A 26,726-nucleotide genomic window follows, 5' to 3' on the forward strand; every position below is an offset into this window, starting at 1 on the left:
AAGGAGATGTAAAAATGAAAGTAGATTTTTATACTTCTCAAAGGGAATACCTTGAGAAAAAAGGTGAGTTTGACAAAGCAATTCAATCAGTTATCGAAAAAGGAAATTTCATACTTGGTGAGCAGGTACAACAGTTTGAAAAAGATATTCAGGAATACACAGGTGCAAAATATGCTATTGGAGTAGCTTCAGGTACTGATGCATTAATTATAGCATCAGACATACTTGGATTTAAGGAAGGAAAGGAAGTTATAACTTCTCCTTTTACATTCCTAGCTTCCACATCATGTATAACAAAACACAAGGGAAAACCTGTTTTTGTAGATATTGATGAAGATACCTTTGGAATAGATGTAAATAAAATTGAAGAAAAAATAAACAAGAACACAGTAGGAATACTACCAATACATTTATTTGACCAGATGCCAGATATGGATAAAATAATGGATATAGCAACAAGACATGATTTAAGAGTATTAGAAGATGCTGCAGAGGCCTTTGGAATGAGATGGAAAGGAAACGGCAGCGAATATAAGCATTCCGGAACTATTGGAGACTTTGGAGTATACTCATTCTTTCCAACTAAGACCCTTGGAGGTTACGGTGATGGCGGCATGATCGCAACTAATAATGAGGAGCTAGCAAAGCTTGCAAAATACTTCAGAGTGCATGGTGCCTCCAAGAAATATCATTATGATTTCATAGGATATAACTCAAGATTAGATACACTTCAGGCAGCTGTTTTATCAGTAAAATTAAAATATATAGACGAGGCTTTAAAGAAAAGAGATGAAATAGCTAAGTTATATTTTGACAGGTTAAGTGATTGTGAAAATATTAGATTGCCTAAAGTTAAAGGTGACCAAAAGCAAGTTTATTATGTATTTAATATATTGGCTGAAAAAAGAGATGAACTAGCAGAGTACTTGAAGAAGAATGAAGTTGGCTACAGTATATACTATCCAATGCCTCTTCATATGCAGAAGTGTTTTGAGTATCTTGGATATAAAAAGGGTGATTTCCCGGTAGCTGAAAGAGTATCAGAGCAAATTATTGCGCTTCCAATTTATCCTGAAATAACTACTGAAGAAGTTGAATTTGTATGTGAAACAATTAAGAAATTTTATAAAAAATAGGTGTAGATATTATAGATATCCCTTAAATTTAAGGGGTATCTTTTTATTTAATAGGAATAAACTCATTTGATAAAATGCTAAATGGAGTATCAGGAGTTGAACTTAGAATGGCATTAATGTATACTTATAGGGTTGTTCAGGGAAGAATTAGTTTAGAGAAATTTGTACAAATAAAATCAACTAATGCTTCATGAATAGTAAGACATTAATTTAAATCAGAGGTGACAGATGAGTTCTTTAATAGCACTTTCATTAACAACAGCAGTTCTTTGTGGAGTTTGGGTTTATGTAGCTGGGATAGTAGGTCTTTTAGGATGGGCTGGATTTTCCGGGTGCACAAGTTTCTTTGCGGCGGGAGGAAAAAGGGAAGGATTAAAAAAATCTACTATTGCAAATATAACTGGAGTAATTTGGGCCATGATTGCAATAAAATTAACTCCTGTGATCGATATTCCAGCAGCAGGAGCCATTATGACAGTTGTAATAACCTTTGGTATGTGTGCTCAAGCAAAAAGTAAATGGCTTGAATATATACCAGGAACATTCTTTGGAAGTTTCTCAACTTTTGCTGCAAATGGAGATTGGAAAGTTGTATTACCTTCACTTGTACTAGGCGGTATATTAGGATATGCATGTGAGTGGAGTGGAGCCTGGCTTTTCAAAGTTGTTAATAAAGAAGTAGAAAATTAGAAAAAGCATATTTTGGGCATCTGCAAATAATTGCAGGTGTTCTTTTTATATAGAAGTATACTTTAATGATTTTACAGTAAGTGTTAGAATAGGGTATATATTCATATTGGATAGCTAAGAAATTATATTGTAAGGGGTTGAGTTTAATTTGATATTTTCATTTAACCAAATATGCTTAGATGTTAACAATTTATAAGGGGGACTAAATGGACTTCAAAAATATAATTCAAGAAAAAATTTGGGTCTTAGGAATAGCACTGTTGATTTGCACTATATTAACTTTAAATAAAGTTTATTTTATTTCCAATGTAGCACAAAATATTTATTATGGAATATATGTTGCTTTATCAATTATAGGTATTCTAACTATCCGTAAACAGTATGATTTAAGAATTCACCATGGAGTATTTATAATATTTAATTTCTTAGTTATATTTGTAGCATATCTTGATCATTTTATTGCGTTACCTCTAATTCTTATATTTCCTTTGCTTTGCGCTAAAAAGTGCCATATAGTATTTAAAATTTTTTCTGCTATTTCATATATTTTGCTTCTAGTCATGATGTCATTTACTTTGTTTGTAAGATTATTTTTTACATCTACAACATTAGTAAAGACAATAAATTCTCCAAATAATAAGCAGCAAGTTGAAGTTTATTCTATAGACCAAGGCGCCTTAGGTGGTTCTACTGGTGTAGATTTAGGAAAAAAATACTGTTATATATTTAAGAAAAATCAGCGTATTTACCTTGGAGATTATGGAGAAGATAGGGATGTTAGATGGGTAGACAGTAATCATGTTCAAATTCAAAGTAAGATTATAGATGTTACGTTACGATAAAAATTTATATGTAAGGAGAAATTTTATTATGATTAAAAGCAGATTTATAAGGATATTATCTATAATTGTTGTGTTAGCTTCGCTTACTGCATTTAATCAATCAAAGCAGGTAAAGAACACATCTAGTACAAATAAAGAAGTTACTAATAATTCAACTAATGAAGGTTTAAAAACTTCAAGCAATGGCAGTGGTGAAAAGCTAGATGATTTACACAATGAATATAAAAGCTTAGATATGTCAAAAAGTAAATTTGAAAAGGGATATTACGATTATCAAGGTACTATAAATAATAACCTTTTAATTGAAATGAGTATTTATCCATTATCAAATGAAATAGTTGGCTCGTATTTTTATAATAAGCAGGGAAAAGAAATTAAGTTAAAAGGTAAAGCAGATGAAAAAGAAATTATACTATATGAATATGATAAATCAGGTAAGAATACAGGGATATTTAAAGGGACTATGGACACAGTAGATAAAATCCAGGGAACTTGGATAAGTGGAGATGGAAAAATAAACTACCCATTTAGTTTATCCCTTAAGAGTATTCTTCCTGGAAGTGAATATGGAAAAAGATATGCAGTAGCAGTAGGTGAAATAAGTGATAAAGATGTAGAGAAATTTGCTAGCAAAATTCAAAGTTATATAATAAATGATAATAAAGAAAAGTTAGCTGGAGAAATAAATTATCCAATTAATGTTAAAATAAATGATAAGACTAGAAAAATACAAAATAAAGCTGAATTCATTAAGAATTATGATTTTATTTTCAATTCTAAGTATAAACAAGTAATGACTAATGCATTTTCAAAATATATGTTTGCAAACTACAAGGGAGTTATGTTTGGAGAAGGTAATTACAATATGTGGATTAATGGAATTGCATCTACTGATGGTAGTTCTAAACTAATGATAACGGCTATAAATAATTAAATTAAGATTCAAAGGAGTCCAAGAGAAATAATTCTTTTGGGCTCCTTTTTTCCTTCTCTACAGTGGCTGGAGGGCTTAATGAGAAAATAGGATATACTTGTGGTTAAAATTTCCATAAGTCTATTGACCTTCCACCAACTGTATAAAGTAAAGTTTTATATGAAGGATAGTCAAAAGAATATTAAAAATAGGTTTGAAACATGAAAACGTATGCGTTAAGTATGATTTCAAGAAATGTTTCTACTTGTATATTAAAAGAAAGGATGGAAGAAAGTATGGATTTTTCATTAACCAGAGAACAGGAAATGATTAAAAAGTTGTCTAAGCAGTTTGCTGAAAATGAATTAGAACCAGTTGCAGCAGATGTTGACCTTGAGCATGCTTTTCCAGCGGAAAATTTAAAAAAAATGGCGGCATTAGGCTTTACAGGGATTGGCGTTCCTAGTCAGTACGGAGGTTCTGGCGGTGGTGCATTGGAAAAGGTTATAGCTGTTTCAGAATTTGCAAAGAAATGTATGTCTTCAGCAGCGATTTTATCAATCCATTTAATTGCACCCCAAGCTATATCTAAATATGGTAATGAACAGCAGAAGCAGAAATATCTTCCCATGCTTACAAAGGGCGGATCTTTAGGAGCATTTGCACTTACTGAGCCAAATGCTGGTTCTGATGCAGGATGCGCAAAGACAACGGCTATTTTTGATCCTGAAACAAATGAGTATATATTAAATGGGACAAAGTGCTTTATCTCTGGGGGCAGTCGTGCGGATATACTTATAATATTTGCACTTACACAGCCTAATAAGGGATTAAAGGGCATGTCCGCAATCATAGTTGAAAAAGGTACACCAGGTTTTAGTATTGGTAAAATTGAGACAAAGATGGGCCTTGCCGGTTCTGAAACGGCTGAACTTGTATTTGAAGACTGCCGTGTTCCAGCTGCTAACCTTCTTGGAAAAGAAGGACAAGGGTTCAAAATTGCAATGCAGGCACTTGATGGAGCGCGTATAGGTGTAGGTGCTCAAGCTGTGGGAGTTGCAGAAGGCGCTTTAGACCTTTCTATTAAGTATTCAAATGAGCGTGTACAGTTTGGTAAGCCAATTGCAAATTTACAAGGCATTCAGTGGTATATAGCTGATATGGCAACAAAGACAATGGCTGCAAAAACTCTTGTACAGTATGCTGCATATCTTGAGGATGCTGGGAAACCTTTCACAACAGAGGCTGCTATGTGTAAGCTTAATGCTTCTGAAAATGCACGTTTTGTTACAAATTTAGCCCTCCAAATCCATGGTGGCTATGGCTATATGAAGGATTATCCATTAGAGCGTATGTATCGTGATGCTAAGATTACAGAAATTTATGAAGGTACTTCAGAAATTCATAAAGTAGTTATCTCCAGAGCAGTGATGAGTAAATAAAAAAGGAGTGTAGGAATAATGAGAATTTACGTTTGTGTTAAACAAGTTCCAGATACTTCAGGAAAGGTTGCTGTAAATCCAGATGGAACTTTGAATCGTGCTTCTATGTTAAGTATCACTAATCCGGATGATATGAGCGCAATGGAGCAGGCACTTATACTTAAGGATGAAACTGGATGCCAGGTAACAGCAGTAACAATGGGGCCTCCTCAAGCAGAAGGAATGCTTCGTGAGCTTCTTGCAATGGGTGCAGATGATGCTGTTTTAATTTCTTCACGCGAGTTTGGCGGCTCTGACACATTTGCAACATCACAGATTATTGCAGCAGCAATTACACATCTTGTAATCGGTAAAGATGACATTATCCTCTGTGGTCGTCAGGCAATTGACGGAGATACAGCACAGGTTGGGCCACAGATTGCAGAAAAGCTTGATATTCCTCAGGTTACTTATGCAACTGAAATTGATAAGAAAGATAATGTTCTAGTTGTAAAGCGTATGCTTGAAGATGGCTATATGATGCTTGAGGTTCAGACACCATGTCTTATCACATGTATAAAAGACAATAATGTTCCTACTCGTTATATGACTATAGACGGTATTATGAATTGTTATAAGAAACCACTTACCATCCTTGACTTCGAAGCACTTAAGGACGAGCCGTTAATTGAGATTGACACAATTGGGCTTAAAGGATCACCTACTAACATATTCAAGTCATTCACACCACCACAGAAGGGTGTCAGTGTAATGTTTGAAGGTGATAACAGAGAGGCAATATCAGATTTTGTAGGCAGATTACAAAGTGACCACGTTATATAATTTGAAAGGAGACATGAAAATATGATGTTTAATAGTTCCGATATAAGTGCATTCAATGATATTTGGGTATTTTGTGAACAGCGTAATGGAAAATTAATGAATACTGATTTCGAATTAATTTCTGAAGGTCGTAAACTGGCTGACGAACGAGGCTCAAAGCTTATCGGCATACTTCTTGGACACAATATAAAAAATATTGCTAAGGAACTTGGAGGATATGGTGCAGACAAGGTAATTGTATGTGACGATCCTGCGTTAAATGTTTACACAACAGATGCATATACAAAGGTACTTTCTGAAGTTGCAATGGAGAGAAAGCCTGAAGTTATCTTAATTGGTGCATCTAACATTGGTCGTGATCTTGGACCGCGATTAGCAGCTCGTTTGCATACAGGTCTTACAGCAGACTGCACACACCTTGATATTGACATGAAGAAGTATGTTGATTTTCTTGAAACATCTTCTACACTTGATTTATCCAAAACAACCTTCCAGATGGAGGATATGAACTTAAAGATGACACGTCCAGCATTTGGAGGACATCTTATGGCAACAATCATCTGTCCACGTTTCAGGCCTTGTATGTCAACTGTACGTCCAGGAGTTATGAAGAAGGCAGAGTTTAGTAAGGCTAAGGCAGATGAATGTGAAATAGAGGTATATCCTGTTTCTATTTCTGAGAGTGACATAAAGACTAAGGTTCTTAAGGTTGTTAAAGAAGCAAAACAGATGATTGACTTAATTGGTGCAGAGGTTATCGTTTCTGTAGGTCGTGGTATTGGTAAAAATGTTGATGCAGGAATCGAGCTTGCACATAAGCTTGCAGAAGCTTTTGGCGGCGGGGTTGTAGGTGGAAGTCGTGCTGTTATTGACTCTGGCTGGCTTTCAGCAGATCATCAGGTTGGGCAGACAGGTAAGACTGTACATCCCAAAGTTTATATTGCACTTGGTATTTCTGGAGCAATTCAGCACAAGGCAGGTATGCAGGATTCAGAACTAATAATTGCAGTAAACAAGGATGCGGGGGCTCCAATCTTTGACTGTGCAGACTATGGTATCACTGGAGATTTATTTAAGATTGTTCCAATGATGATTGAGGAAATTACAAACGTAAAAAACAATAAATAACTAACCTTACCCTAGGGGCACAGTTAAGGTGCCTATTCGCAAATATGCGTTAAAAAAATATCAAATATAGGGTTGACTTTCCAATAAATGTAATTAATATAATAGTATTAGGGGGGATGTGTATGAACAATAATTTAAATGAGAATGGGGACTTGAAATTACCAGCATTATTTTTAATGGGTGGTGCACTTTTTTCAATGCACTTTGGTGCATCGAGTATGGTATGGCCAGTAAACTGGGGTAAAGAAAGTGGTTCATCTGTATGGGTTGCATTTGCTGGAGCATTTATAACAGCTTTATTACTTACATTACTTGCTTATGTTGCATTATCAAAAGGTAAAGGCACTTATAATGAAATTACCAGACGCGTACTTGGAAAGAAACTAGGCATATCATATACAGTCATAACTATTGTTGTGCTTGGGCCTCTGTATGCTATTCCTCGTATGAGTGCAGCAGCTTGGGACTCCATAGTACAAGCTTTTAGTTTGAATCCAGAAGTAAGATTACCGCTGATAATATTTACTGTATTATTTTATTTGGTAACTTATTGGTTCTTAATGAGCCCCGGAAAGACAATGGATCGTATTTCACAAATTCTTTTCCCATTCCTTATTATTATTGTTATTATCGTTGTAGGCAAGGGAATGATTACTCCAATTGCAGAGCCAGTTGCAAAGTCTTATCCAGGTTCCGCATTTGCTTATGGTTTCACAAATGGTTATGCAACAGCTGAAATTCTTTGTTCATTAATATTCGGTGTTGTTATCCTAAATGGACTTAAACAAAAAGGTGTTTCTGATGAACGTATGAGTAGAAATATTATCAGAGTAGGCGTTGTTGGTATAGCAATGCTAAGCATGACACACCTTTGTCATATGTTAATAGGTGCTTCTACAGGGGGCACAATTGATTTAAGTTATACAGCTCTTTATACAGCAGTTGCTACTAAACTTATTGGACATTTAGGAGGAATCTTATTTTCAATTGCACTATTCTTTGCAGCCCTTACAACAGCAATCGGTATGACTTCCGGATGTGCTGAGTTCTTTGTGGATGTAACAGGAGGAAAGATTGATTATAAGAAGGCATCTATTGCAGTTTTGATTTTTAGTACACTCTTTGGATGTATGGGTCTTGCTTCAATACTTACAATCCTCGGACCAATACTTGATGGTATATATCCAGCAGCTATTGTACTTGTTATATATTATTCATTAATGCCAAATAACCAAAATAGAAGACACTTAAACCTATGCCGTTATGCAATGATAACAGCATTGGTATTTGGTATCTTAGATACCGTTTACACTTATGGAATTAAATTAAATATAAATTTAGGGTTCTTGAATACATTCTATGAGAGCCTTCCACTAGCATCTGAAAAGCTTGCATGGTTCCCATGGACAGTAGCTGCGGGAATTATTGGCTATGTAGTATTCTCAAAAAACAAAGCAGCGGTAGAGGGAAATATAGAAGTTTAACGGCTTAAAACTTAGGTTAATAGATGCTTGTGGAATTCTGCAAGCGTCTAAATAATATAAAATATTAGGGGGATGTCATAATGAGAAAAGTATCTTTTTTAAGCTATAATATGACAACAGCAGATGCCAATAATCCAGATGGATTAGTGCCAATTGGACGTCAGTTTGATTTCATAGGAGACGTTGAGACAGAAGAAATGATTTTATGTGATGGTGATGAGTCACTTTGTCTTGGATATCATGATGTTAAATGTTATAAGGATATTTATGTAGGGGATATGGTTGACTTTAAAGCAACTCTTACACACATAGGAAACACATCCCGTGACTGTAAAATAGAAGTTTTCAAGCTTGCTACACCTGCTTTCCGTGAAGGTAAGACAGATTGTAAACCAGGAGATATGGTTTGGTTTGATGAGCCTGTACTTTGTACAGAAGGAAATGTTCGACTTGTGGTTAAGAAGCACTTACAGCGTGGAGAACAGCCAGACGGAGTAGTAATTAATCCATGGCGCCCACTTGAAGACTTTCCAGAATAAATTAAGGCTTGAAAAGAGTTAAACTAAAAATATAGAGTAAAGGGGAATTGTGTTATGAATGAACAACAAACAGTAACATATCGTTATAGAATGTCAGACCGTGACGTATTTTATGGTGGCGGAGTTGTAAATGGAGCAAGAAACATCACACTTATGAATGATACAGCAAATCGTCTTATGGCAAAGGTATTTGGAAACACAGGTCATTGTGTTGAAGTAAAGAAGGTTCGCCTTTATGTTCCTTCACATGCAGGTGACTACATGGAGTATATTGCAAGAATTAAAAGCATAGATGGAAACCGTGCATTAATTGAGGTTCGTTCTTTCAAGATTATTGAAGTTCCTGAAAATCCTGAATTCCCAAGTTCTATTGATGTACTACCTGATCCACCATTATCAACAGTAGTTCAGTTTGTTTACGAGACCTATTAATAAATTACAGGTATAGGGGGAGTTATAAATGAGAAAAGCACTTGAAGGTATAAAAGTAGTTGACCTTACTTCAGCATTAAATGGACCGTTTTGTACAATGATATTAGCAGACTATGGCGCAGATGTTATAAAAATTGAACCAGTTGGCGGTGAACAGTGCCGTGAATGGGGACCAATTGATGAAAAGAGCGGTGAAAGTGGTTTTTACAGCTTTGTAAACCGTAATAAAAAAGGTGCCACTCTTAATCTTAAATCCGAAAAAGGACGACAGATGTTCTATGAGCTTGTTCGAGATGCTGACGTGTTGGTTGAGAACTATAAGGGTGGTGTTACAAAGAAGCTTGGTATTGATTATGAATCTGTAAAGAAGGTTAATCCAAATATTATCTATGCTTCAGGATCAGGTTTTGGTCAATATGGACCAATCACACACCGTCCTTGCTATGATATCGTAGCACAGTCTATGGGTGGTATGGTTAACCTTACAGGCTTTAAGGATGGAAATCCCGTAAAGGTTGGTCCTTCAGTTGCAGACCACGTTGCAGGTATTTATTTATCAGTAGGTGTACTTTTAGCTCTTTATAACCGTGAGAAGACAGGTATGGGCCAGCATGTTGACGTAGCAATGTTTGATACAATCTTTAGTTTACTTGAAAATGCAATTGTAAATTACACAGTAGGTGGCTTTATCCCAGAACGTAACGGAAATGTAGATCCATCTATAGCTCCGTTCGATATATTTGACTGCAAGGATGGCTTCGTTGCTCTTGGGGTGGGCAATGATAGATTGTTCCAGAAATTCTGCTCAACTATCGGACATGAAGAACTTATAGAAGATCCTCGCTATAAAACAAACGTATTACGCTGCGAAAATTATATACCAGAATTACAAAATTTAATCCGCAGCTGGTGTAAGGAGCACTCAAAGAAAGAAATAGAAGACATAATGGATGATGCAGGAATCCCATGCGGTCCAGTATTAAATATTAAGGAAGCAATAGAGCATCCACATATTCAGGCTCGTGAAATGATGGTGCATTGTGAGCATCCAACAGCAGGAGACCAGTACTTCCAGGGTTGTGTTATAAAGCTTTCAGAAACTCCAGGTAGCGTAGAAACTCCATCTCCAATGCTCGGACAACACAATGCAGAAGTTTTCGGACTTACAGAAGAAGAACTTAAAGAACTAACTGCAGAAGGTGTACTATAAGCTAAGTATATAGCAATATATAACGTGACTGCTTTAACAGGCAGTCACGTGAAAAATAGGGGGATATCATAAATTAATATGAATGTAATAGAATGTATTAAAAAAAGACGAAGCATCCGTAGATATAAGGCAGATAAGGTAGAACATAAGGTGATAGAAGAGCTTATTGATTGTGCAAGATGGGCCCCATCCTGGAATAATTGCAAAGCTGTTCGATATACAGTTATTGAGAAAGACAATGAGATACAGACAATTGCGAGTACTTTGGTAGCACCTGAAAATGTAAGGATTGTTGAAAATACTCCAATGCTTCTGGCTCTTTCTATTGTAAAGAACCGTTCTGGCTACGAAAGAGATGGGTCTACTTCTACCGCTAAGGGAGCAACATGGGAGATGTTTGACACTGGGCTTGCATGTCAAAATATTTGCCTTGCAGCAGAGGAATTAGGGCTTGGGACTGTAATTATGGCTTCTTTTGATGAAGAAGGGGTTACAAAACTTATTGATTTGCCGAAAGACGAATTGATTATTGCATTGGTTGCATGTGGATATCCAGCAGAGGAGCCAAAGGCCCCAAGAAGAAAAGAAGTTTCAGAAATTTTGCGTTATCATTGAAAAAGACACAATTAAAAAGGGGTAGTAGCTTCAGTTAGTGAATATACTACAGAGCAGAGATTCGTCAAAATCATTATTAGCTTCGTAGTAATTTCAGTTAGTGAATAATACTACCCAAGGGGTATCACTTCAAAAACAAGAATAGAGCCTATTTTTTATCCTGACAAGTGATTTTTGCTACGGGAATTATTACTTTAGTAATATGCTCGTCCACGTTATTTACATCAAAGGGTGATATAATAAATTCTTCCGATATATTACCGGTAATCTTATAACCATTTTTATTAATCCACTGTATCATTTTTATATGAGTGTTTACAATAGTGGAGTAGTCTCCAACGTGAGTAGTAGTAGCAGCAGTAAACCCTCCATACTTCCTGCAATTATCGGATTTAATTGGAGATTCTATGCACATCCCAAATTCAACAGTTGAATCTTTAAAGAGAAACTGCTCAAGGGGATCTGAATAGTATGTAACAACAATTGATCCTTTGCTTTTTAGCTGTAGCTTATTGCATAAATTAATTATTTCCACCCATCTTTCTAAAGACACTTCTGAATTTGAATAATTTTTCATTACTTTTCGGGTAAATACTAAATCTATTTCGGGAATCTCTTCAATTTGAATACTCTTAGTAATAATATCTGCTTTGTCCTCTTTGTCACAGTAGGAAATGATATCTACCCCTTTTTTTAGTCTTTCCAAAAAAGCATAAGCATCAGAATATCTCTTTTGGAGGCTGTTTATTTCATCAGATATTTCTAAAAGTTTACACTCTATACTTTTTTTAAGAGGCTCAGCTTTGTTATCCTTTACAATTTGCTGAATTTGCTCTAATGTAAATCCAAGCATTCTTAATTTGCGAATTATACATATTGTTACCATTTGATCCTTACTATAATATCTATATTTATTTTCCTCTTCTCTAAATTTAGGTACAACCAATTTTATGGAGTCATAATAACGCAATGTTTTCCTAGGAATATTACAAATTTCTTCTACTTCACCTATAGAATATTTATCTTCTTTTTTCATTTATAATCCCCCCAGATAATGCTCTTATTTCTATATATTACCATTAATGTGAAAGAAGTGCAATAGGTTAATAATTAGAAATTAAGCATCCTTGCTATAATTATAATAAGGATTAAATAAAAATATTCTAAACTCTTATTTTATTAAGTAAAGTAACATAAAAAATTATATTTATTATTATGTATAAAATTGTTCCCAAAACTAATTTTAAAATAGGAGAAATATTAATCATAAAATTTATACATTTTTAATACATAAGTATGGTAATGGGGTTTTAAAGTAAATAGAAATCTAAAATACTTAAGTGTTTACTTGAGAGGCCTTTTTCATTAAACATAGGGAAGGGAATGGATGTTTAATATGAAGAAAATTAATATTTCTCTAGAAATTGATAGATTATTACAATTTGCATTAAAACATAAAATGATTGAAAAGATAGATATCATACCTTCAAGGAATGCCTTAACTGATTTACTCAATGTGGATGAATATTTACATTCAGACATATCTAATGAAGACATAGAAACACCACAGAAAATCCTAGATAATATTTTAGCTTATGCTATAGATAAAGGATTATTACAAGATAACACAGTAACATATAGGGAATTATTTGATACAAAACTCATGGGACTTCTTATGCCAAGACAATCTGAGGTTGTTAAGAATTTCTTTAATACTTATAAAAATAAGGGTGCAGAATATGCTACCGCTGAGTATTATGAGCTTTCAAAGGCATCTAATTATATAAGAATGGATAGAATATCACAAAATTTATACTGGAATACAGAAACGGATTACGGAAGTTTAGATATAACAATTAACTTATCTAAACCTGAAAAAGATCCTAAGGAAATAGCAGCCGTTAAAATGATGCCTGAAAGAGGTTATCCCAAATGCTTATTATGCATTGAAAATGTAGGGTATGCTGGGAGGATTAATCATCCTGCAAGACAAAACCATAGGGTTATTCCCATAAATTTAAATGCTGAGCAGTGGTATTTACAATACTCTCCCTATGTTTATTATAACGAGCACTGCATTCTTTTCTATGAAGAGCATGTTCCTATGGAAATTTCTAATAAAACATTTAGTAGATTGTTTAGCTTTGTAGAACAGTTTCCGCACTATTTTATGGGGTCAAATGCAGACTTACCCATAGTTGGCGGATCAATACTCAGCCATGAGCATTTTCAAGGAGGAAGACATACTTTTCCAATGGAAAAGGCGCCTATTGAATATTACTTTTCAAGAAAAGATGAAGAAATTAGGATAGGAATTGTAAAATGGCCTATGTCTGTCATAAGATTATCTTCGAAAAATGTAGATAAGATTATTGAGTACTCATCAAAGATTTTAACTTCATGGCGTAAGTATAGTGACGAAGAGTTAGACATTATTGCTTTTACTAAGGGAAACGGAAAGATTATTAATCATAATACTATAACGCCTATTGCAAGAAAAAATAAACATGGTGAATTTGAAATGGATTTAGTTCTTCGTAATAATAGGACAACGGATAAATATCCAGATGGAATATTTCATCCTAATAAAAATCTTCACCATATTAAGAAAGAAAATATAGGGTTAATTGAGGTTATGGGATTAGCAGTACTTCCTGCGAGACTTAATATAGAGCTTAAAGAAATAGAAAAAATTCTTCAAGGAAGTGCAAAGCTTACTGATGAAATGAAAAAGGATGAAAATCACTCATTATATAAACATATGTCATGGATAGAAGAGTTAATTTATGAATATGGAACAAGCTGCAGTAATGAGGAAAGCAGCAAAATAATTAAAGATGAAGTGGGGTACAAATTTTTAAATGTTCTTATGGATGCTGGAGTTTACAAAAGGAATGAAGAAGGATTTAAAGGGTTAATAAAGTTTGTAAATACAGTAAACTTTGAAGGGATGTAGAGGAGGATAAGGTATGCAGATTGATGAATTAAAAGAGGAATTTAGAAAGCTTTATGGGCGCGGAGAAATGAGAACATTTACTTCTCCAGGAAGAGTAAATTTAGTTGGAGAACATATAGATTATAATGGGGGATATGTTCTGCCCTGCGCGTTAGACTTTGGAACCTATGCCTGCGCTCGTAAAAGGAACGATAGAAAAATAAATTTTGCTTCAACAAACTTCAATTTAAAAGTAGAAGTTGATATTGATGAAATAAAGTTCAGTGAAAGTGATGGGTGGGCTAATTATCCAAAAGGTGTAATAGTAGAAATGATGCAAAGGGGATATAAGGTTTATGGCATGGACATACTTGTCAGCGGAAATATTCCTAGTGGTGCTGGTTTATCCTCTTCTGCATCCCTTGAAGTGCTAATGGCAGTGATTATTGATAACCTGTTTAATGAAGGAAAGCTAGATAGGATTGAACTTGTGAAGCTTTGTCAGAGGGCAGAAAACACCTTTGTAGGAGTAAATTGCGGTATAATGGATCAGTTTGCTATAGGGATGGGCAAGAAAAATAAAGCCATATTATTAGATTGTAATACATTAAAGTATAACTATTGCAATGTAGATCTTAAAGATAATTATCTTGTAATTTTAGATACGAATAAGAGAAGAGCTTTAAATGAATCAAAATATAATGAAAGAAGAGCAGAATGTGAAGAAGCTTTAAGAATACTTCAAACACAAAAGCAAATAAATGCTCTTTGCCAGTTAAGTACAGAAGAATTTAATGAAATGGAGAAGCTAATTAGAGAAGATAATGTGAGAAAAAGGGCCAAACATGCAGTTTATGAAAACCAGAGAACGAAGGAAGCTTATAAGTATCTTAACGAAGGTAAAATAGAAAAATTTGGAGAACTTCTTACAGAGTCTCACAATTCCCTTAGAGATTTGTATGAAGTTTCAGGTAAGGAACTTGATACCATTGTTTCTGAAACGTTAAAAGTTAAGGGATGTCTTGGCGCGAGAATGACTGGTGCAGGTTTTGGGGGATGTGCCATAGCTATTGTGAAAAAAGCTAAATTAGATAACTTTATTAATATGGTAAGAGAAAATTACAAAAATAAAATAGGATATGAGCCAAGCTTTTACCTTAGTTGCATTGGTGATGGAACTGAGGAAATATATTCCTGAGGATAAAGGGGAAAATAATGATTTTAAATATAAAATTTAAAGAACGCCATGCTATTGAAATTGAAAATAACTTCTTAAGGGTTATAGTGATTCCAGAACTAGGAGGGAAAATAGCTTCAATTTTTAGAAAAGATAAGGAGTTTGAACTTTTATTTCAAAATAAAGAGCAATTTTATAAAATTCCACAATTATATTCATGCTTTCAAGAGTTTGATGCCTCAGGATTTGATGATGCTTTTCCTACAATCGATAAAAGCAATGTACTTATAAATAGGAAAAATATAGTTTATCCAGACCATGGTGAAATATGGACTGCAAAGTTTAATTATAAATTGGAAAATGAAGAGATAATTTTAAATTATAAAAGTACTATTTTAGATTATGATTATAAGAAAACTATATATTTACAAGGTGATAGGATAATAGCTGAATATAGTATAGAAAATTTGGGAGAAACGGAATTCCCCTGTATATGGGCAATGCACTGTCTTATAAATTGTGAAAAGGATATGCAGCTTTTCTTTCCAAAGGGAACCGATAAGGTTATAAATGTACATGAAAGTAAATATCTTGGTGAAGTTTCTAAAGTTCATTCTTATCCTGTTACAAAGGATGAAAATGGAAACAACATTCATTTAGATAAAGTGCTTGATATAACTTCCAATAATGAAGAAAAATATTATGTAGAGGGAGCAGTTAAGGAAGGAAAATGCGGCGCTTATTATCCATCTAAAGATGTAAACTACAATGTATATTTTGATAAAGAAACGCTTCCCTATGTTGGTTTTTGGGTTACTGAAGGGGGCTTCAGAGGAGATTATAACTGTGCACTTGAACCTACAAATGGTTATTATGACAGCATTGATATAGCTTCTAAGGAAGGAAAGGTTTTAGTGTTGAAACCAAAAGAAACTTTGAAATTTAAGATTGAAATTGAATTGAAATAGAAATATGCTTATAAGGGCTGAAATTAATTGTGGAGGAGGATTTATATGAAGCTTCGCAAAGAATACACATGTCCATTAGAAATTACACACGATATATTAAAAGGCAAATGGAAAACAGTTATTCTTTGGCAATTAAAGTATCATGGTAAAACGTCCTTATCTCAGTTGGAAAAGGACATAAAGGGGATAAGCCAAAAGATGTTACTGCAGCAACTAAACGAATTAAGAGAATTTGGATTAGTAGACAAGATTCAGTATCAAGGTTATCCCCTCAGGGTAGGGTATTTTTTGACAGAAGATAGGGGTCGTAAAATAATAAAGGCTTTAGAAATTATGCAGGAAGTAGGACGAGAATATTTAAATGAGCAAACAAAAAACATTAGTGCTGATTAAAGCATTGATGTTTTTTATTAATTTTATTTAAATATATAAAAGTAATACACACAAAAAAGTGGGTAATTTTATAATGAAATAATCCATGCTATTATTAATACAGTAAACTTTGATGAATTAATTGAAATAAGATAAATTTAAATAAAGCTGAATTGAGGAGGTTATAAGAATGAAAAAGGCTCTTATAGTTATTGATATACAAAATGATTACTTTGAAAATGGCAAACTTCCATTATGGAATACTGAAAATACTTTAAATAATGTGGAAAAAGCTATTGAAAAAGCCAATACTAATAATATCCCTGTAATTCTAGTTCAACATGCTTCAGATGCTAGGTCTACACTTTTTACCGAAGGTTCCAAAGGAGCAGAAATTCATCAAAGGATATTAAAAGCTGCTCCAAATGCAAAGAAAGTTATAAAAAGGTTTGCAGATGGCTTTTATAAAACAAACTTAGGGGAAGTATTATCACGACTTGGAGTAGAAGAAATTCTTGTGTGTGGAATGATGACACAAAATTGTGTTATTTTCACTGCTATTTCTAAAGAAGCAGAAAAATATAGTGTAAAGATACTACCTGATTGCTGTACGACTATAAATGAACAAATACACCTAATTGCACTTCGAGGAGTTTCAACACGTGTAGAATTATTAAATTATAATGAGGCTATATAAAAAGTTGCTAAATTATATGATATATTTTTATATACAACACATCTAGAGATACGAAGTTTCTAAACATGACAAAAGGCTTCCATACATGATGTTGTATTTTTAAGGAATCAAAAATTAAAACCCCCCAAGGGCGGCTTTAGCCTTGGGAGGTTTTAATTTTTTAATATACATTATTGTTTGTCTATAGCCTTACCAAAGATACCATAGAAAAATAGTGTGACTAGTTCTTTGAATAAATCCCTGCTGTGCTTAAGGTTAAGGAGTGAATCTGAGCGGTTGCCTTCTCTAAACATATTAATATAGATTAGTATAGCTTGATTGGAAATATTATGCTGAATATATCCTTCTTCACGACCTTTTTCTATTAGTTTTAATATCAAGGGAATATATCTATTATTAGTAAAATCTTCAGCAATCTGTCTGATAGTGGGGTCCTCTGACTTCATTGTTTTAAGAAAATCAGGATTCATTGCCGATAATTCACTAGTTCTTTCAGAGATAAAAGTCTCAATTTTTTTAGGAAAGGGTAGATCGCTTTCAATCACTTCCATATCTTCCTGCAGCCGTTTATTAAGAAGTGATAAAATGGCATCCTTTAGAAGTTCGTCCTTACTTCCGAAGTAGTTATAAATAGTGACCTGGGACACCCTTGCCTTTTTCGCTATTTCAGCTATGCTAACTCTTTGTACACCATAAGTAGAAAACAATTCGAATGCTGCTTTGAGGATATTTTCTTTTTTTCGTTCTGTACGTCGTTCAAAACCATCCATATATAACTCACCTCAAGAATAGAATACTATAAGTTTTGAAATATATCAATAAAATAATTTCAAAAATAATATTGCAGAATCCTGTTGTATCATGTATTATGAAATAAATACAATGTATTAGTTCAAAAATTACAAAGGGGTGAGTTCTATGAGTAAGTATGTTTTATCGCTTAATGAAATTGACAGTACTAATGTGCCTGAGGCAGGAGGTAAAGGAGCTAATTTAGGAGAATTATCAAAAATCCCTGCAATACAGGTACCAAAAGGTTTTTGTGTTACAGTAGAGGCTTACAAAAGAACAGTAGAACTTAACGATGAGTTAGAGGTACTCTTGAATCAGTTATCACAGCTAAAGGTAATTGAAAGAGGGCAGATAGGGGAACTAAGTGAAAAAATTCGCAATCTCATAGAGGGAGTAGAGGTTATAAAGGAAATAGAGGAAGCAATAAATGAAAATATATTAAAGCTTGGGGAAAAACACGCTTATGCAGTACGATCAAGTGCTACTGCCGAAGACCTACCAACAGCTTCATTTGCGGGGCAGCAGGATACCTATCTAAATATATTTGGGAAGGATGCAATTGTTCAACATGTAAGAAAATGCTGGGCATCCCTATTTACAGAACGCGCAATTATTTACCGTATTCAAAATAACTTCGATCATAGGAAGGTATTTTTGGCGGTCGTGGTTCAGCAGATGATTTTCCCTCAAGCTTCAGGGATTATGTTTACAGCGGATCCAGTCACGTCTAACAGGAAAGTGTTATCTATAGATGCAAGTTTTGGACTTGGTGAAGCCTTGGTATCGGGTTTAGTAAATTCCGATATCTATAAATTGCGTGATGGAATTATAATTGATAAAAAGATTTCTACAAAAAAAATAGCAATATACACATTAAAAGATGGTGGTACCCGGGAACAGGAAATTGAAGAAGATATGAGAAATGTTCAAACATTGTCAGATGAACAGATTTTACAGCTTGCAGATATAGGCAGACGAATTGAGAAACATTTTGCTAGCCCCCAAGATATTGAATGGTGCTTAGCTGAAGGAAAATTCTATATTGTTCAGAGTCGTCCTATTACTACCCTATACCCTGTACCACAAAACGACGGAAAGAATCGTATATATGTCTCTATGGGACATCTACAGATGATGACAGATACCATAAAGCCTCTAGGGATGTCTTTCTGTCAAATGTTATCATTTTGGTTTGGGCAAAATTTAACACCAGCAGGGGGGAGACTTTTTATAGATGGAACATATGACCTAGCATCACCTATAGGAAGAAAGGTCTTACTCACAAGTACTGGCAATGCTGATATCTTGATGAAGAATGCCCTAGTAAATTTAATGGATAGAAAGGAATTTGTGAAGACCTTGCCTAAAGGTAAGGGATCTATAAATATGAGTTCAGGAGTCGTAGGATGGCTAAAACCTGCAATTAAAGCATATCGAAAAAATGATGTAAGGGTGGTTGAGGATACCATTTCATACAATGAAGATCTCATAAAGGATATGGAGCAAAAAATAGAAATGGTAACAGGAGCCGAACTATTAGAGTTTATTTTAAAGGATACCAAGGATTTGAAATCAGTTCTGACTGGACCCCAAAATATGGGCTTGATGGCGGTAGGAGGTTTTGTTAGCAATTGGATTAATAAGAAGATGGAAAAATGGTTAGGTGAAAAGAGTGCTGTTGATGCACTATCTAAATCAGTATTTAATAATGTTACCTCGGAAATGGGTCTTGAACTTCTAGATGTGGCTAATATAGTCCGTAAATATCCAGAAGTAATGGAATATCTCAACCATGCTAATGATAACACTATTATGAGAGATTTAAGTAAGATCAAAGGTGGGGATTTGGTATGGGGTTATATGGGAAAATTTCTTAAAAAATATGGTATGCGTTGCCCTGGTGAAATTGATATTACAAAACCTCGTTGGATTGAAAAGCCTACAGCAATCATACCTATGATTATAAGCAATATAAAAAGCAATGAGGTGCATTCAAGTATAACAAAATTTGATCAGGGTCGAAAAGAAGCAGAAGAAAAGGAAAGAGAGCTTTTGAGAAGATTAGAAGAATTACCCGGTGGAAAACGAAAATCCAAAAAGACAAAGCGCATGATAAGTGTTTTACGAAATGTGATTGGCTTTAGAGAGTACCCTAAATATTCCTTCATAAAAAGATTTCAAATTTATAAAAATGCCATTCTAAAGGAAGCGGATGTTCTTGTGAAAAATGGTGTCATTAAGGAGCAGGAGGAGATTTTTTATCTGTATTTTGAGGAGCTTTGTGAAGTAGTTCGAACAAATAAGTTAGACTACAGTATAATAGCCAAAAGAAAAGAGGATTACGAGGTTTATGATAAGCTCACACCACCTCGAGTAATGACCTCGGAGGGCGAAATTATATCTGGAGAATACAACATTGGCAATATTCCACAGGGCGCTTTAGGAGGTGTACCGGTTTCATCAGGTGTCATAGAGGGCAGAGCTAGAGTAGTCTTAAAGGTAGATGATGCAATAATAGAAGAGGGTGACATATTGGTAACAGCATTTACTGATCCTAGTTGGACACCGCTGTTTGTATCTGTCAAAGGCTTGGTAACTGAAGTAGGTGGACTGATGACTCATGGTGCTGTTATTACACGGGAATATGGTATTCCAGGAGTAGTAGGGGTGGAAAATGCTACAAAACTAATAAAAGATGGTCAGAGGATTCGGGTGAACGGAACGGAAGGCTATGTGGAAATACTGGGGTGACATAATAAAAAGAGAAAAGCTTTTTCAAATCGAGCTTCTATACTATAATTTATACATTATGCTTATCTAAGCAAAAGAGGATAAACTCTGACATTTATCCTCTCTATAAATTATAATTAGCTTTACCATATAACTATATTCTCAACTCCCATACAGTGAATAAGTGGACTGCCTTTAAGGTTTAATAGTTCTTTGCTATCTGCAGAAATATACATACCAACATATTCGGCACCATTATCTTCAACATGTTTAATCATATCATCAATATTAATATTTTTGAACATATCTTCATAGTACATTGACTGCAGCAGCTTTAGGTTGCTCTTTATAAGATTGAGGTTGCCGATTAAAGATTCTTTGTGAGCCTCATCGTCCATATTCTCATATTGATTTTGCCTTAAACCATTACCCTCGAGTTGCTTAGTGTTATTAGCATCATATGGGAAAATGGATCTAACCTGGTAATATGAAGGGTTTGCTAATACAAACTTTGAATCGATTGATGCTATAGGTGTAATATCTAAAGGTGCGGTATCTATATTACTTATTTTATTTATAAAATTCTCCTTTATCTGCTGAGATGTTAAAGCTTTATTAAACTCAACAAATATTTTTGCCTTTGTACCTTTAGGTGCATTTTCCAGGACTTTAAAACCAGATATAGAATTAGATTCATGAGCAACAAAATGAGAAAAATCTTCAAATATTAATGGAGGCACTACTGTTGTTCTTGATTTGACAGGTTTGCCAAAACTATATCTGACGCTTATCTCGGTTTCATCTATTTTAGTGTTTCCAATGGTATTTTCAAGGGAAACTTTGATATTTTGTTGTGCAAAATTTGATGTATCTACGCCGCTTCTATAGGATTTATATTTGGGCTGAAACATTTGTGATAATTGAACCATTATTTCTCTCTTTACGTATGCTTCCTTATAATCTAATCCAAACCAGGACGTAGTAATCTTTGATGCCGTAAAGTATATAAAAATAAAGATTACCAAAGCGGAAAAAAACGAAAATGCTGTTAGCATGATAATTTTTAGATTTACTCTGCGTTTTAACAATTTAGCAATTCTATTATCATCTACGTTGCCTGCCGGCGTATTCTGCTTCATCTCTTCTAAAAAATCCATTTCATCGTTATTAAGATAATCTGATATGGCAATGAACTTATCGATATCACATTCTATTTGTGCTATCTCATCTTGATTCAATTTGCCTTTTTTATATAGCTGCAGTTTTTCCTCAAAATCATTACTCATTAATACTCCTCCTTAAAGTTCTAAGAGTTTTTCTAGCCCTGTAAATCAAATTTGTCACTGCTGAAACACTTATTCCTAAGACCTCTCCTGCCTGATGATATGAAAGTTCATTTACCAAGCATAGCAGCACTACCTGACGCTGATTTTCAGGAAGCTGATGAATTAATTCAAAAGCCGATTTGGTACTTTCCTTTAGTATTAGTTCGTCAATAAAGTCTTGTGCCTTTGTTTGATTTAACATATCATCTTCCCGAAAATCCAATCGCCTGTTTTTCTTAACATAATCGACGTAGAGGTTATGGGCAACGGTCAGTAACCAGGATTTGATACTTTCATTAGGAAATTGAAGAACGCACAGAGCCTTAACGAAGGCCTCCTGTGCCAAATCCTCTGCTGTCTGATGATTATACGTAAGCCCATAAAGGTATTTATAAACGTAAGGGAAATACTCTTTATAGATTTTAATAAATATATCATCCTCCAAACCGTCACCTCCATCCATCTCTTTAAACAGTGTCATTATATATACGATTAAGTTGACAAAGTATCGCGCTAACTTTACAAAAATATTATATAGTATAATATGATCTTTATATAGTTCCAAGCATCGGGGGTATCCAGTTATCAGTGTGAAGTGAGATAGTTCTCTTTTTATATTTAGAAAAATCTAAAATTTTTTAAAAACCGTAGACCAAAGTGGTCTATGATGTTATAATAACAATGTAGACCGCTTTGGTCTATAAAATATTTAAGAGGAGGAAATTAAAATGAACACAACAATTTTCTTTGCTCAGTATTGGGGATGGGTTACAGTTATAGTAGCATTCATGTTTTTTGCTCGACCATCAGTTCTTCATGAAGTAAAGACTATAATGGTTAAGAATAGGGGATTCCAGCTTATGTATGGGATTGTATCAATATTAGTGTCATTACCAACAGTGATTTTGCATAATGTTTGGGTCTTAAGTTGGCCTGTAATTATCACTCTCATTGCATGGCTTGCTCTTATTAAAGGCGTTATATGTGTTATGTGGCCTGAGGTATCACAAAATGCAAAATATGAATTTAGAATAAAATCCACCAGAATAGCATTGGGAATCGTCTGCATATTGGCTATTGTAGCTTTGGTGATAAGCTATAGGTTATAGGTAGACAATTTAAGATAAAGGATCTATTAAGGTAATGATTATCAATTAATTTTATTATTAATATATATTGATTTATACAAACTATAATGCTAAAATATTATGTAGACCGAAGTGGTCAACGTAATTGAATTGTTACCTTAAAAGGAGGACTCTCTTTGTTTGAAAAGTTCTTAAACTTAGATAAAGAAAAGCAAGAACGTATATTGAATGCAGCTATGAAGGAATTTGCACAAAAGGGTTTTAATAATGCGTCCACAAATGAAATTGTAAAAAATGCGAATATTGGAAAAGGAATGTTGTTTCACTATTTTACCAGTAAGAAAGACTTATTTTTGTTTTTATACGACTATACTTTAGATGTTCTTATGAAGGAGCTTTATGGGAAAATAGACCTAAGTGAAAGGGATATTTTAAAAAGGTTACGACAATTTTTATCAAGTAAATATGTTTTGGTAGGTAAACACCCAGACATGTTTGATTTTATAAAAACAGCAAACCTTGAAGAATCAGAAGAAGTAAAAAAATATTTAGATGATAAAAATAATGAACATCAGGAATATAGTTATAGGAAAGTATTAGAGAATATAGACACTTCTAAATTTAGAGACAACATAGACATTATTAGAGCAATAAATGTGATTTTATGGACTCTCGAAGGTATATCCGAAAAAGAGAAGGAAAAGGCAAGAACACTTTCATTAGCTGAACTCAAGTATAATGAAATATTAATAGAAATGGATTCTTATGTAGAATTATTTAAAAATACCTTTTATAAATGAAACAGTTCCTTAATAAAAAGGCCTTAAGAGGTATATATCTCTTAAGGCCTTTTTATCGCTTAATACTGGTAAACTAAGCTCACATCTGCTTTTACCTTATAAACTCCAGCTTGAATAGACGTGGAGTCTGAAGAAGCAGCTGATTCTAATTTGCCATTAAATGAAATTGGGTAGTCATTAGGGATTCCATTTGAATTTTCTATTATCTTTACAGGTGTCGTAAGTTTTACAGCTAAAAAACTGGAAATTGCTTGTGCTTTACCTTGTGCATTTGATAATGCTTTTAGTAAAGCCTTATTATAATATGTGTCATAATCACTAATACCAAAACTTATGCTATTGGAAGTATTTGCTCCATTTTTTACAGCTATGTCAATTACTTGTCCAACCTTCATGATATCCTTAACAGTAACCTTTAATGTATTAGATACTGTATATCCAACAATTGAACTTCTTCCAGTGTTCTTGTCATAGTCATATTTAGGATTTATACTGTAATCATTTGTTTTAATGTCCTCAGCTTTTATGCCTTCTTTTTTAATAGCAGCGATAATAGTGTTCATGGCAGTTGAATTAGCACTTTGAGCCTCCATAGTTGTAAGTTTCTCTGTTACTACTCCTAAATATAAGTAGGCTATGTCTGGAGTTACAGTTATTTCACCACTTCCTGTAACATTTATTGTTCTTGATGAATCAGCAGTTATTGCACTGGAATCTGCAGCTAGAACTTTTGAAGCTCCAAAGTTAAAGAATAGGATAAATGCAGCTGCAAATGCGAAAATGAATGACCATCTTGACTTTAATAAGTTATTAGTTTTCATATATAATCTCTCCTTTATATTTGTTTTCATAATATTAGACGAGCTATAATATAAATTTGCTCCATAAATTTATGTAACAATGTAAAAATTTTTAAATATATGAAACTAAACTCAAATTTTATACGTCTAATTAAATATAGTAATTAATTAAATATATTTCTATTTTATTACATAGATGCTTAACAGGAGATAAGAAATGGATGAAAAAATAGAACAACTAATAAGTGATTATGGAAATGACGTTTTGAAGATTGCTTATTTATATTTGAAGGACAAGCATTTAGCGGAAGATGCTTTCCAGGAAGTATTCGTAAAAGTCTATAAAAATTATAATAAATTTAAAAATAATAGCAGTGAAAAGACATGGATTATGAGCATTACAGCAAATACTTGTCGAGATATGTTAAGGATTTCCTGGTTTAAAAAAGTTCGCTTTTTTAAAGACGTTGGTGATGATTCACTAAAAAGTACCCATGAAAATGTGGATGAAGAAATTGCAAGGAAGATGCAATATGAGGAATTATTAAAAGAAGTTATGAATCTTCCTCTTAAATATAGAGAGCTTATCATTCTTTATTACTATGAGGAACTATCTACAATGGATATAAGTGCGGCATTAAAAATACCAGAAGGAACAGTAAGAAGCCGCCTTTTCCGTGCAAGAACGATATTGAAATCTAATTTAAAGGGGAAGATTGAATATGGAAGATAATATGAAAAACTTTAGAGAAGCATCAAACTTAGTACTTGAAAATATTTACGTTACTGATGAATTAAAAAGAAAAACTTTAGAAAAATGTACTCATAGAAAAGAATCGATAATGAATGTAAAATTAACAGCAGCCTTTTCTGGCGCTTTAATAATTTTTGTTGGAATATTTATTTCTTTGTTTCATAAGCAGGCTATTAATAATAACAACATAGCAAAATCCATAAATCAGAAACAGAAAAATTCCTTAGATAATGAAAGCAAAATACAAGAAGCGGCCAAAACAACAGGCAGCAGTGATTTGGGCAAGCATTCCCCTGCAGCCTCAAATAGCGAAATCAATATAAAAAACAATGTGGCTATATCAGAGAAGAAGAATGTAGATATTGCAATGAAGGGTTCAAATAATATTCCTAAAAATAAAACCATTGATTCAGTAAAAGAAAATATAGAAATTGATTCGCAAAGCAGGAAGAATTCTAGTAAAGCCTCTGATAGTATTTTGCAAAATAGGGCTGATATTAGTGATAGTGAAATGAACACAGAAGCTCAATCAGATACTAGCTTAGCATTAGTTCCTGAAACATTAACTATTGAAAAAGCTGCAGAATACTTTGAAAGTGAAATCTTGATTCCTTCCTATATTCCAGAAGGGTTTACACTAACTGATATATCTATTCCAGATGAAAATGAAAAATGTGTTAAATTGAAATACAGCTCAAGTTCAGCTGATTTTGAGATATTACAAAGTAAAAGTTTATCCGAATTATCAGGAACTGAGAGTATATCTATTGGGAATAATACGGCGTACATTGACTCTATGAAAGATGAAAAGACAGGTGTTATAACTACAAAAATTACCTGGATAATAGATGATGTGCAATATTTACTATCCAGTACCTTGCCAGAAAATTCTCTAATAAAGATAGCGGAATCTATTAATAATTAAATAATAAAATTTAAATATAAAAATAAATAGTAATAATACATTATTGCTGATATAATTAATTGGTCTTTATTAATGTATTTAATGAAGAACAATTAATATATGAAAAGAGA

27 protein-coding genes are annotated in these 26,726 nt (G+C 33.6%); 22 read left to right on the forward strand and 5 right to left on the reverse strand.

Translation table 11 applies throughout. The features are described 5' to 3' along the window. Positions 1-14 precede the first annotated feature (14 nt). From DP68_RS02015 to DP68_RS02070, 12 genes are all read left to right on the forward strand, one after another. Entirely contained in the window at positions 15-1,136 is a 1,122-nt protein-coding gene (locus tag DP68_RS02015; protein WP_035305319.1) for a DegT/DnrJ/EryC1/StrS family aminotransferase, read from the forward strand. 228 nt (positions 1,137-1,364) lie between these two features. Beyond that, complete coding sequence (locus DP68_RS02020) at positions 1,365-1,826, forward strand: DUF1097 domain-containing protein (protein WP_035305322.1); 462 nt, start codon at positions 1,365-1,367, stop codon at positions 1,824-1,826. Between the two features lie 206 nt (positions 1,827-2,032). Continuing rightward, positions 2,033-2,668, forward strand: a complete 636-nt coding sequence (locus DP68_RS02025) for a DUF5412 family protein (RefSeq protein ID WP_035305324.1) — start codon at positions 2,033-2,035, stop codon at positions 2,666-2,668. A 28-nt stretch (positions 2,669-2,696) separates the two neighbouring features. Continuing rightward, positions 2,697-3,602, forward strand: coding sequence for a hypothetical protein (locus DP68_RS02030; protein WP_052085594.1), 906 nt, complete (start codon positions 2,697-2,699; stop codon positions 3,600-3,602). Positions 3,603-3,877: 275 nt separating this feature from the next. Further along, complete coding sequence (gene acrC, locus DP68_RS02035; RefSeq protein ID WP_035305640.1) at positions 3,878-5,023, forward strand: acryloyl-CoA reductase; 1,146 nt, start codon at positions 3,878-3,880, stop codon at positions 5,021-5,023. 18 nt (positions 5,024-5,041) lie between these two features. Then, entirely contained in the window at positions 5,042-5,845 is an 804-nt protein-coding gene (acrB, locus tag DP68_RS02040) for an acryloyl-CoA reductase electron transfer subunit gamma (protein ID WP_035305326.1), read from the forward strand. A gap of 21 nt (positions 5,846-5,866) precedes the next feature. Next, positions 5,867-6,973 carry an acryloyl-CoA reductase electron transfer subunit beta gene (gene acrA / locus DP68_RS02045; RefSeq protein WP_035305328.1) on the forward strand — a complete coding sequence of 369 codons (1,107 nt, stop codon included), beginning with the start codon at positions 5,867-5,869 and terminating at the stop codon, positions 6,971-6,973. 122 nt (positions 6,974-7,095) lie between these two features. Further along, positions 7,096-8,457 (forward strand): branched-chain amino acid transport system II carrier protein, encoded by a 1,362-nt coding sequence (gene brnQ, locus DP68_RS02050; protein WP_035305331.1) that lies wholly within the window; start codon positions 7,096-7,098, stop codon positions 8,455-8,457. Between the two features lie 80 nt (positions 8,458-8,537). Then, positions 8,538-8,996 (forward strand): beta-alanyl-CoA ammonia-lyase, encoded by a 459-nt coding sequence (locus tag DP68_RS02055; protein ID WP_035305334.1) that lies wholly within the window; start codon positions 8,538-8,540, stop codon positions 8,994-8,996. A gap of 54 nt (positions 8,997-9,050) precedes the next feature. After that, positions 9,051-9,428: a hotdog fold domain-containing protein gene (locus tag DP68_RS02060; protein ID WP_035305337.1), complete on the forward strand. Its 378-nt coding sequence runs from the start codon at positions 9,051-9,053 to the stop codon at positions 9,426-9,428. Positions 9,429-9,456: 28 nt separating this feature from the next. Beyond that, positions 9,457-10,638 carry a CoA transferase gene (locus DP68_RS02065; protein ID WP_035305341.1) on the forward strand — a complete coding sequence of 394 codons (1,182 nt, stop codon included), beginning with the start codon at positions 9,457-9,459 and terminating at the stop codon, positions 10,636-10,638. A 78-nt stretch (positions 10,639-10,716) separates the two neighbouring features. Then, positions 10,717-11,253, forward strand: coding sequence for a nitroreductase family protein (locus DP68_RS02070; protein ID WP_035305344.1), 537 nt, complete (start codon positions 10,717-10,719; stop codon positions 11,251-11,253). Between the two features lie 148 nt (positions 11,254-11,401). Here DP68_RS02070 and DP68_RS02075 read toward each other — a convergent pair whose 3' ends face one another. Beyond that, positions 11,402-12,289 (reverse strand): MerR family transcriptional regulator, encoded by an 888-nt coding sequence (locus tag DP68_RS02075; protein WP_035305346.1) that lies wholly within the window; start codon positions 12,287-12,289, stop codon positions 11,402-11,404. A 360-nt stretch (positions 12,290-12,649) separates the two neighbouring features. On the opposite strand from DP68_RS02075, the gene DP68_RS02080 reads away from it, so the two are divergent. From DP68_RS02080 to DP68_RS02100, 5 genes are all read left to right on the forward strand, one after another. Beyond that, complete coding sequence (locus tag DP68_RS02080) at positions 12,650-14,209, forward strand: UDP-glucose--hexose-1-phosphate uridylyltransferase (RefSeq protein ID WP_035305641.1); 1,560 nt, start codon at positions 12,650-12,652, stop codon at positions 14,207-14,209. 13 nt (positions 14,210-14,222) lie between these two features. Beyond that, the gene (locus DP68_RS02085) at positions 14,223-15,386 is read left to right on the forward strand and encodes a galactokinase (RefSeq protein WP_035305348.1); all 1,164 of its coding nucleotides are present in this window, start codon (positions 14,223-14,225) and stop codon (positions 15,384-15,386) included. A gap of 17 nt (positions 15,387-15,403) precedes the next feature. After that, entirely contained in the window at positions 15,404-16,333 is a 930-nt protein-coding gene (locus tag DP68_RS02090) for a DUF5107 domain-containing protein (protein WP_035305351.1), read from the forward strand. Positions 16,334-16,378: 45 nt separating this feature from the next. Beyond that, positions 16,379-16,726 (forward strand): helix-turn-helix domain-containing protein, encoded by a 348-nt coding sequence (locus tag DP68_RS02095; protein ID WP_035305355.1) that lies wholly within the window; start codon positions 16,379-16,381, stop codon positions 16,724-16,726. A 169-nt stretch (positions 16,727-16,895) separates the two neighbouring features. Then, on the forward strand, positions 16,896-17,402 hold the full coding sequence (locus DP68_RS02100; protein WP_035305357.1) for a cysteine hydrolase family protein: 507 nt from the start codon (positions 16,896-16,898) through the stop codon (positions 17,400-17,402). Between the two features lie 170 nt (positions 17,403-17,572). Here DP68_RS02100 and DP68_RS02105 read toward each other — a convergent pair whose 3' ends face one another. Further along, on the reverse strand, positions 17,573-18,172 hold the full coding sequence (locus DP68_RS02105; RefSeq protein WP_035305360.1) for a TetR/AcrR family transcriptional regulator: 600 nt from the start codon (positions 18,170-18,172) through the stop codon (positions 17,573-17,575). A gap of 148 nt (positions 18,173-18,320) precedes the next feature. Between DP68_RS02105 and ppsA the strand changes: the two genes are divergently transcribed. Next, positions 18,321-20,945, forward strand: coding sequence for a phosphoenolpyruvate synthase (ppsA, locus tag DP68_RS02110; RefSeq protein ID WP_035305363.1), 2,625 nt, complete (start codon positions 18,321-18,323; stop codon positions 20,943-20,945). A 122-nt stretch (positions 20,946-21,067) separates the two neighbouring features. On the opposite strand, the gene DP68_RS02115 is transcribed toward ppsA, so the two are convergent. Beyond that, a complete protein-coding gene (locus DP68_RS02115) occupies positions 21,068-22,210 on the reverse strand; it encodes an anti sigma factor C-terminal domain-containing protein (RefSeq protein WP_035305368.1) in 1,143 nt (380 codons plus the stop codon). After that, complete coding sequence (locus tag DP68_RS02120) at positions 22,203-22,694, reverse strand: RNA polymerase sigma factor (RefSeq protein ID WP_035305372.1); 492 nt, start codon at positions 22,692-22,694, stop codon at positions 22,203-22,205. Before DP68_RS02120 ends, DP68_RS02115 begins: the two co-directional genes overlap by 8 nt. A gap of 283 nt (positions 22,695-22,977) precedes the next feature. On the opposite strand from DP68_RS02120, the gene DP68_RS02125 reads away from it, so the two are divergent. Both DP68_RS02125 and DP68_RS02130 read left to right on the forward strand, forming a co-directional pair. Continuing rightward, positions 22,978-23,358 (forward strand): hypothetical protein, encoded by a 381-nt coding sequence (locus DP68_RS02125; protein ID WP_035305375.1) that lies wholly within the window; start codon positions 22,978-22,980, stop codon positions 23,356-23,358. 155 nt (positions 23,359-23,513) lie between these two features. Next, on the forward strand, positions 23,514-24,137 hold the full coding sequence (locus tag DP68_RS02130) for a TetR/AcrR family transcriptional regulator (RefSeq protein ID WP_035305377.1): 624 nt from the start codon (positions 23,514-23,516) through the stop codon (positions 24,135-24,137). Positions 24,138-24,196: 59 nt separating this feature from the next. Here DP68_RS02130 and DP68_RS02135 read toward each other — a convergent pair whose 3' ends face one another. Then, complete coding sequence (locus DP68_RS02135) at positions 24,197-24,958, reverse strand: SIMPL domain-containing protein (RefSeq protein ID WP_035305379.1); 762 nt, start codon at positions 24,956-24,958, stop codon at positions 24,197-24,199. 196 nt (positions 24,959-25,154) lie between these two features. On the opposite strand from DP68_RS02135, the gene DP68_RS02140 reads away from it, so the two are divergent. Further along, on the forward strand, positions 25,155-25,670 hold the full coding sequence (locus tag DP68_RS02140; RefSeq protein ID WP_035305383.1) for a sigma-70 family RNA polymerase sigma factor: 516 nt from the start codon (positions 25,155-25,157) through the stop codon (positions 25,668-25,670). Continuing rightward, the gene (locus tag DP68_RS02145) at positions 25,660-26,616 is read left to right on the forward strand and encodes a DUF4367 domain-containing protein (RefSeq protein ID WP_035305386.1); all 957 of its coding nucleotides are present in this window, start codon (positions 25,660-25,662) and stop codon (positions 26,614-26,616) included. Before DP68_RS02140 ends, DP68_RS02145 begins: the two co-directional genes overlap by 11 nt. Positions 26,617-26,726 lie beyond the last annotated feature (110 nt).

The sequence above is a fragment of the Clostridium sp. HMP27 genome, from assembly GCF_000765165.1.
Taxonomy (GTDB): domain Bacteria; phylum Bacillota; class Clostridia; order Clostridiales; family Clostridiaceae; genus Clostridium_AK.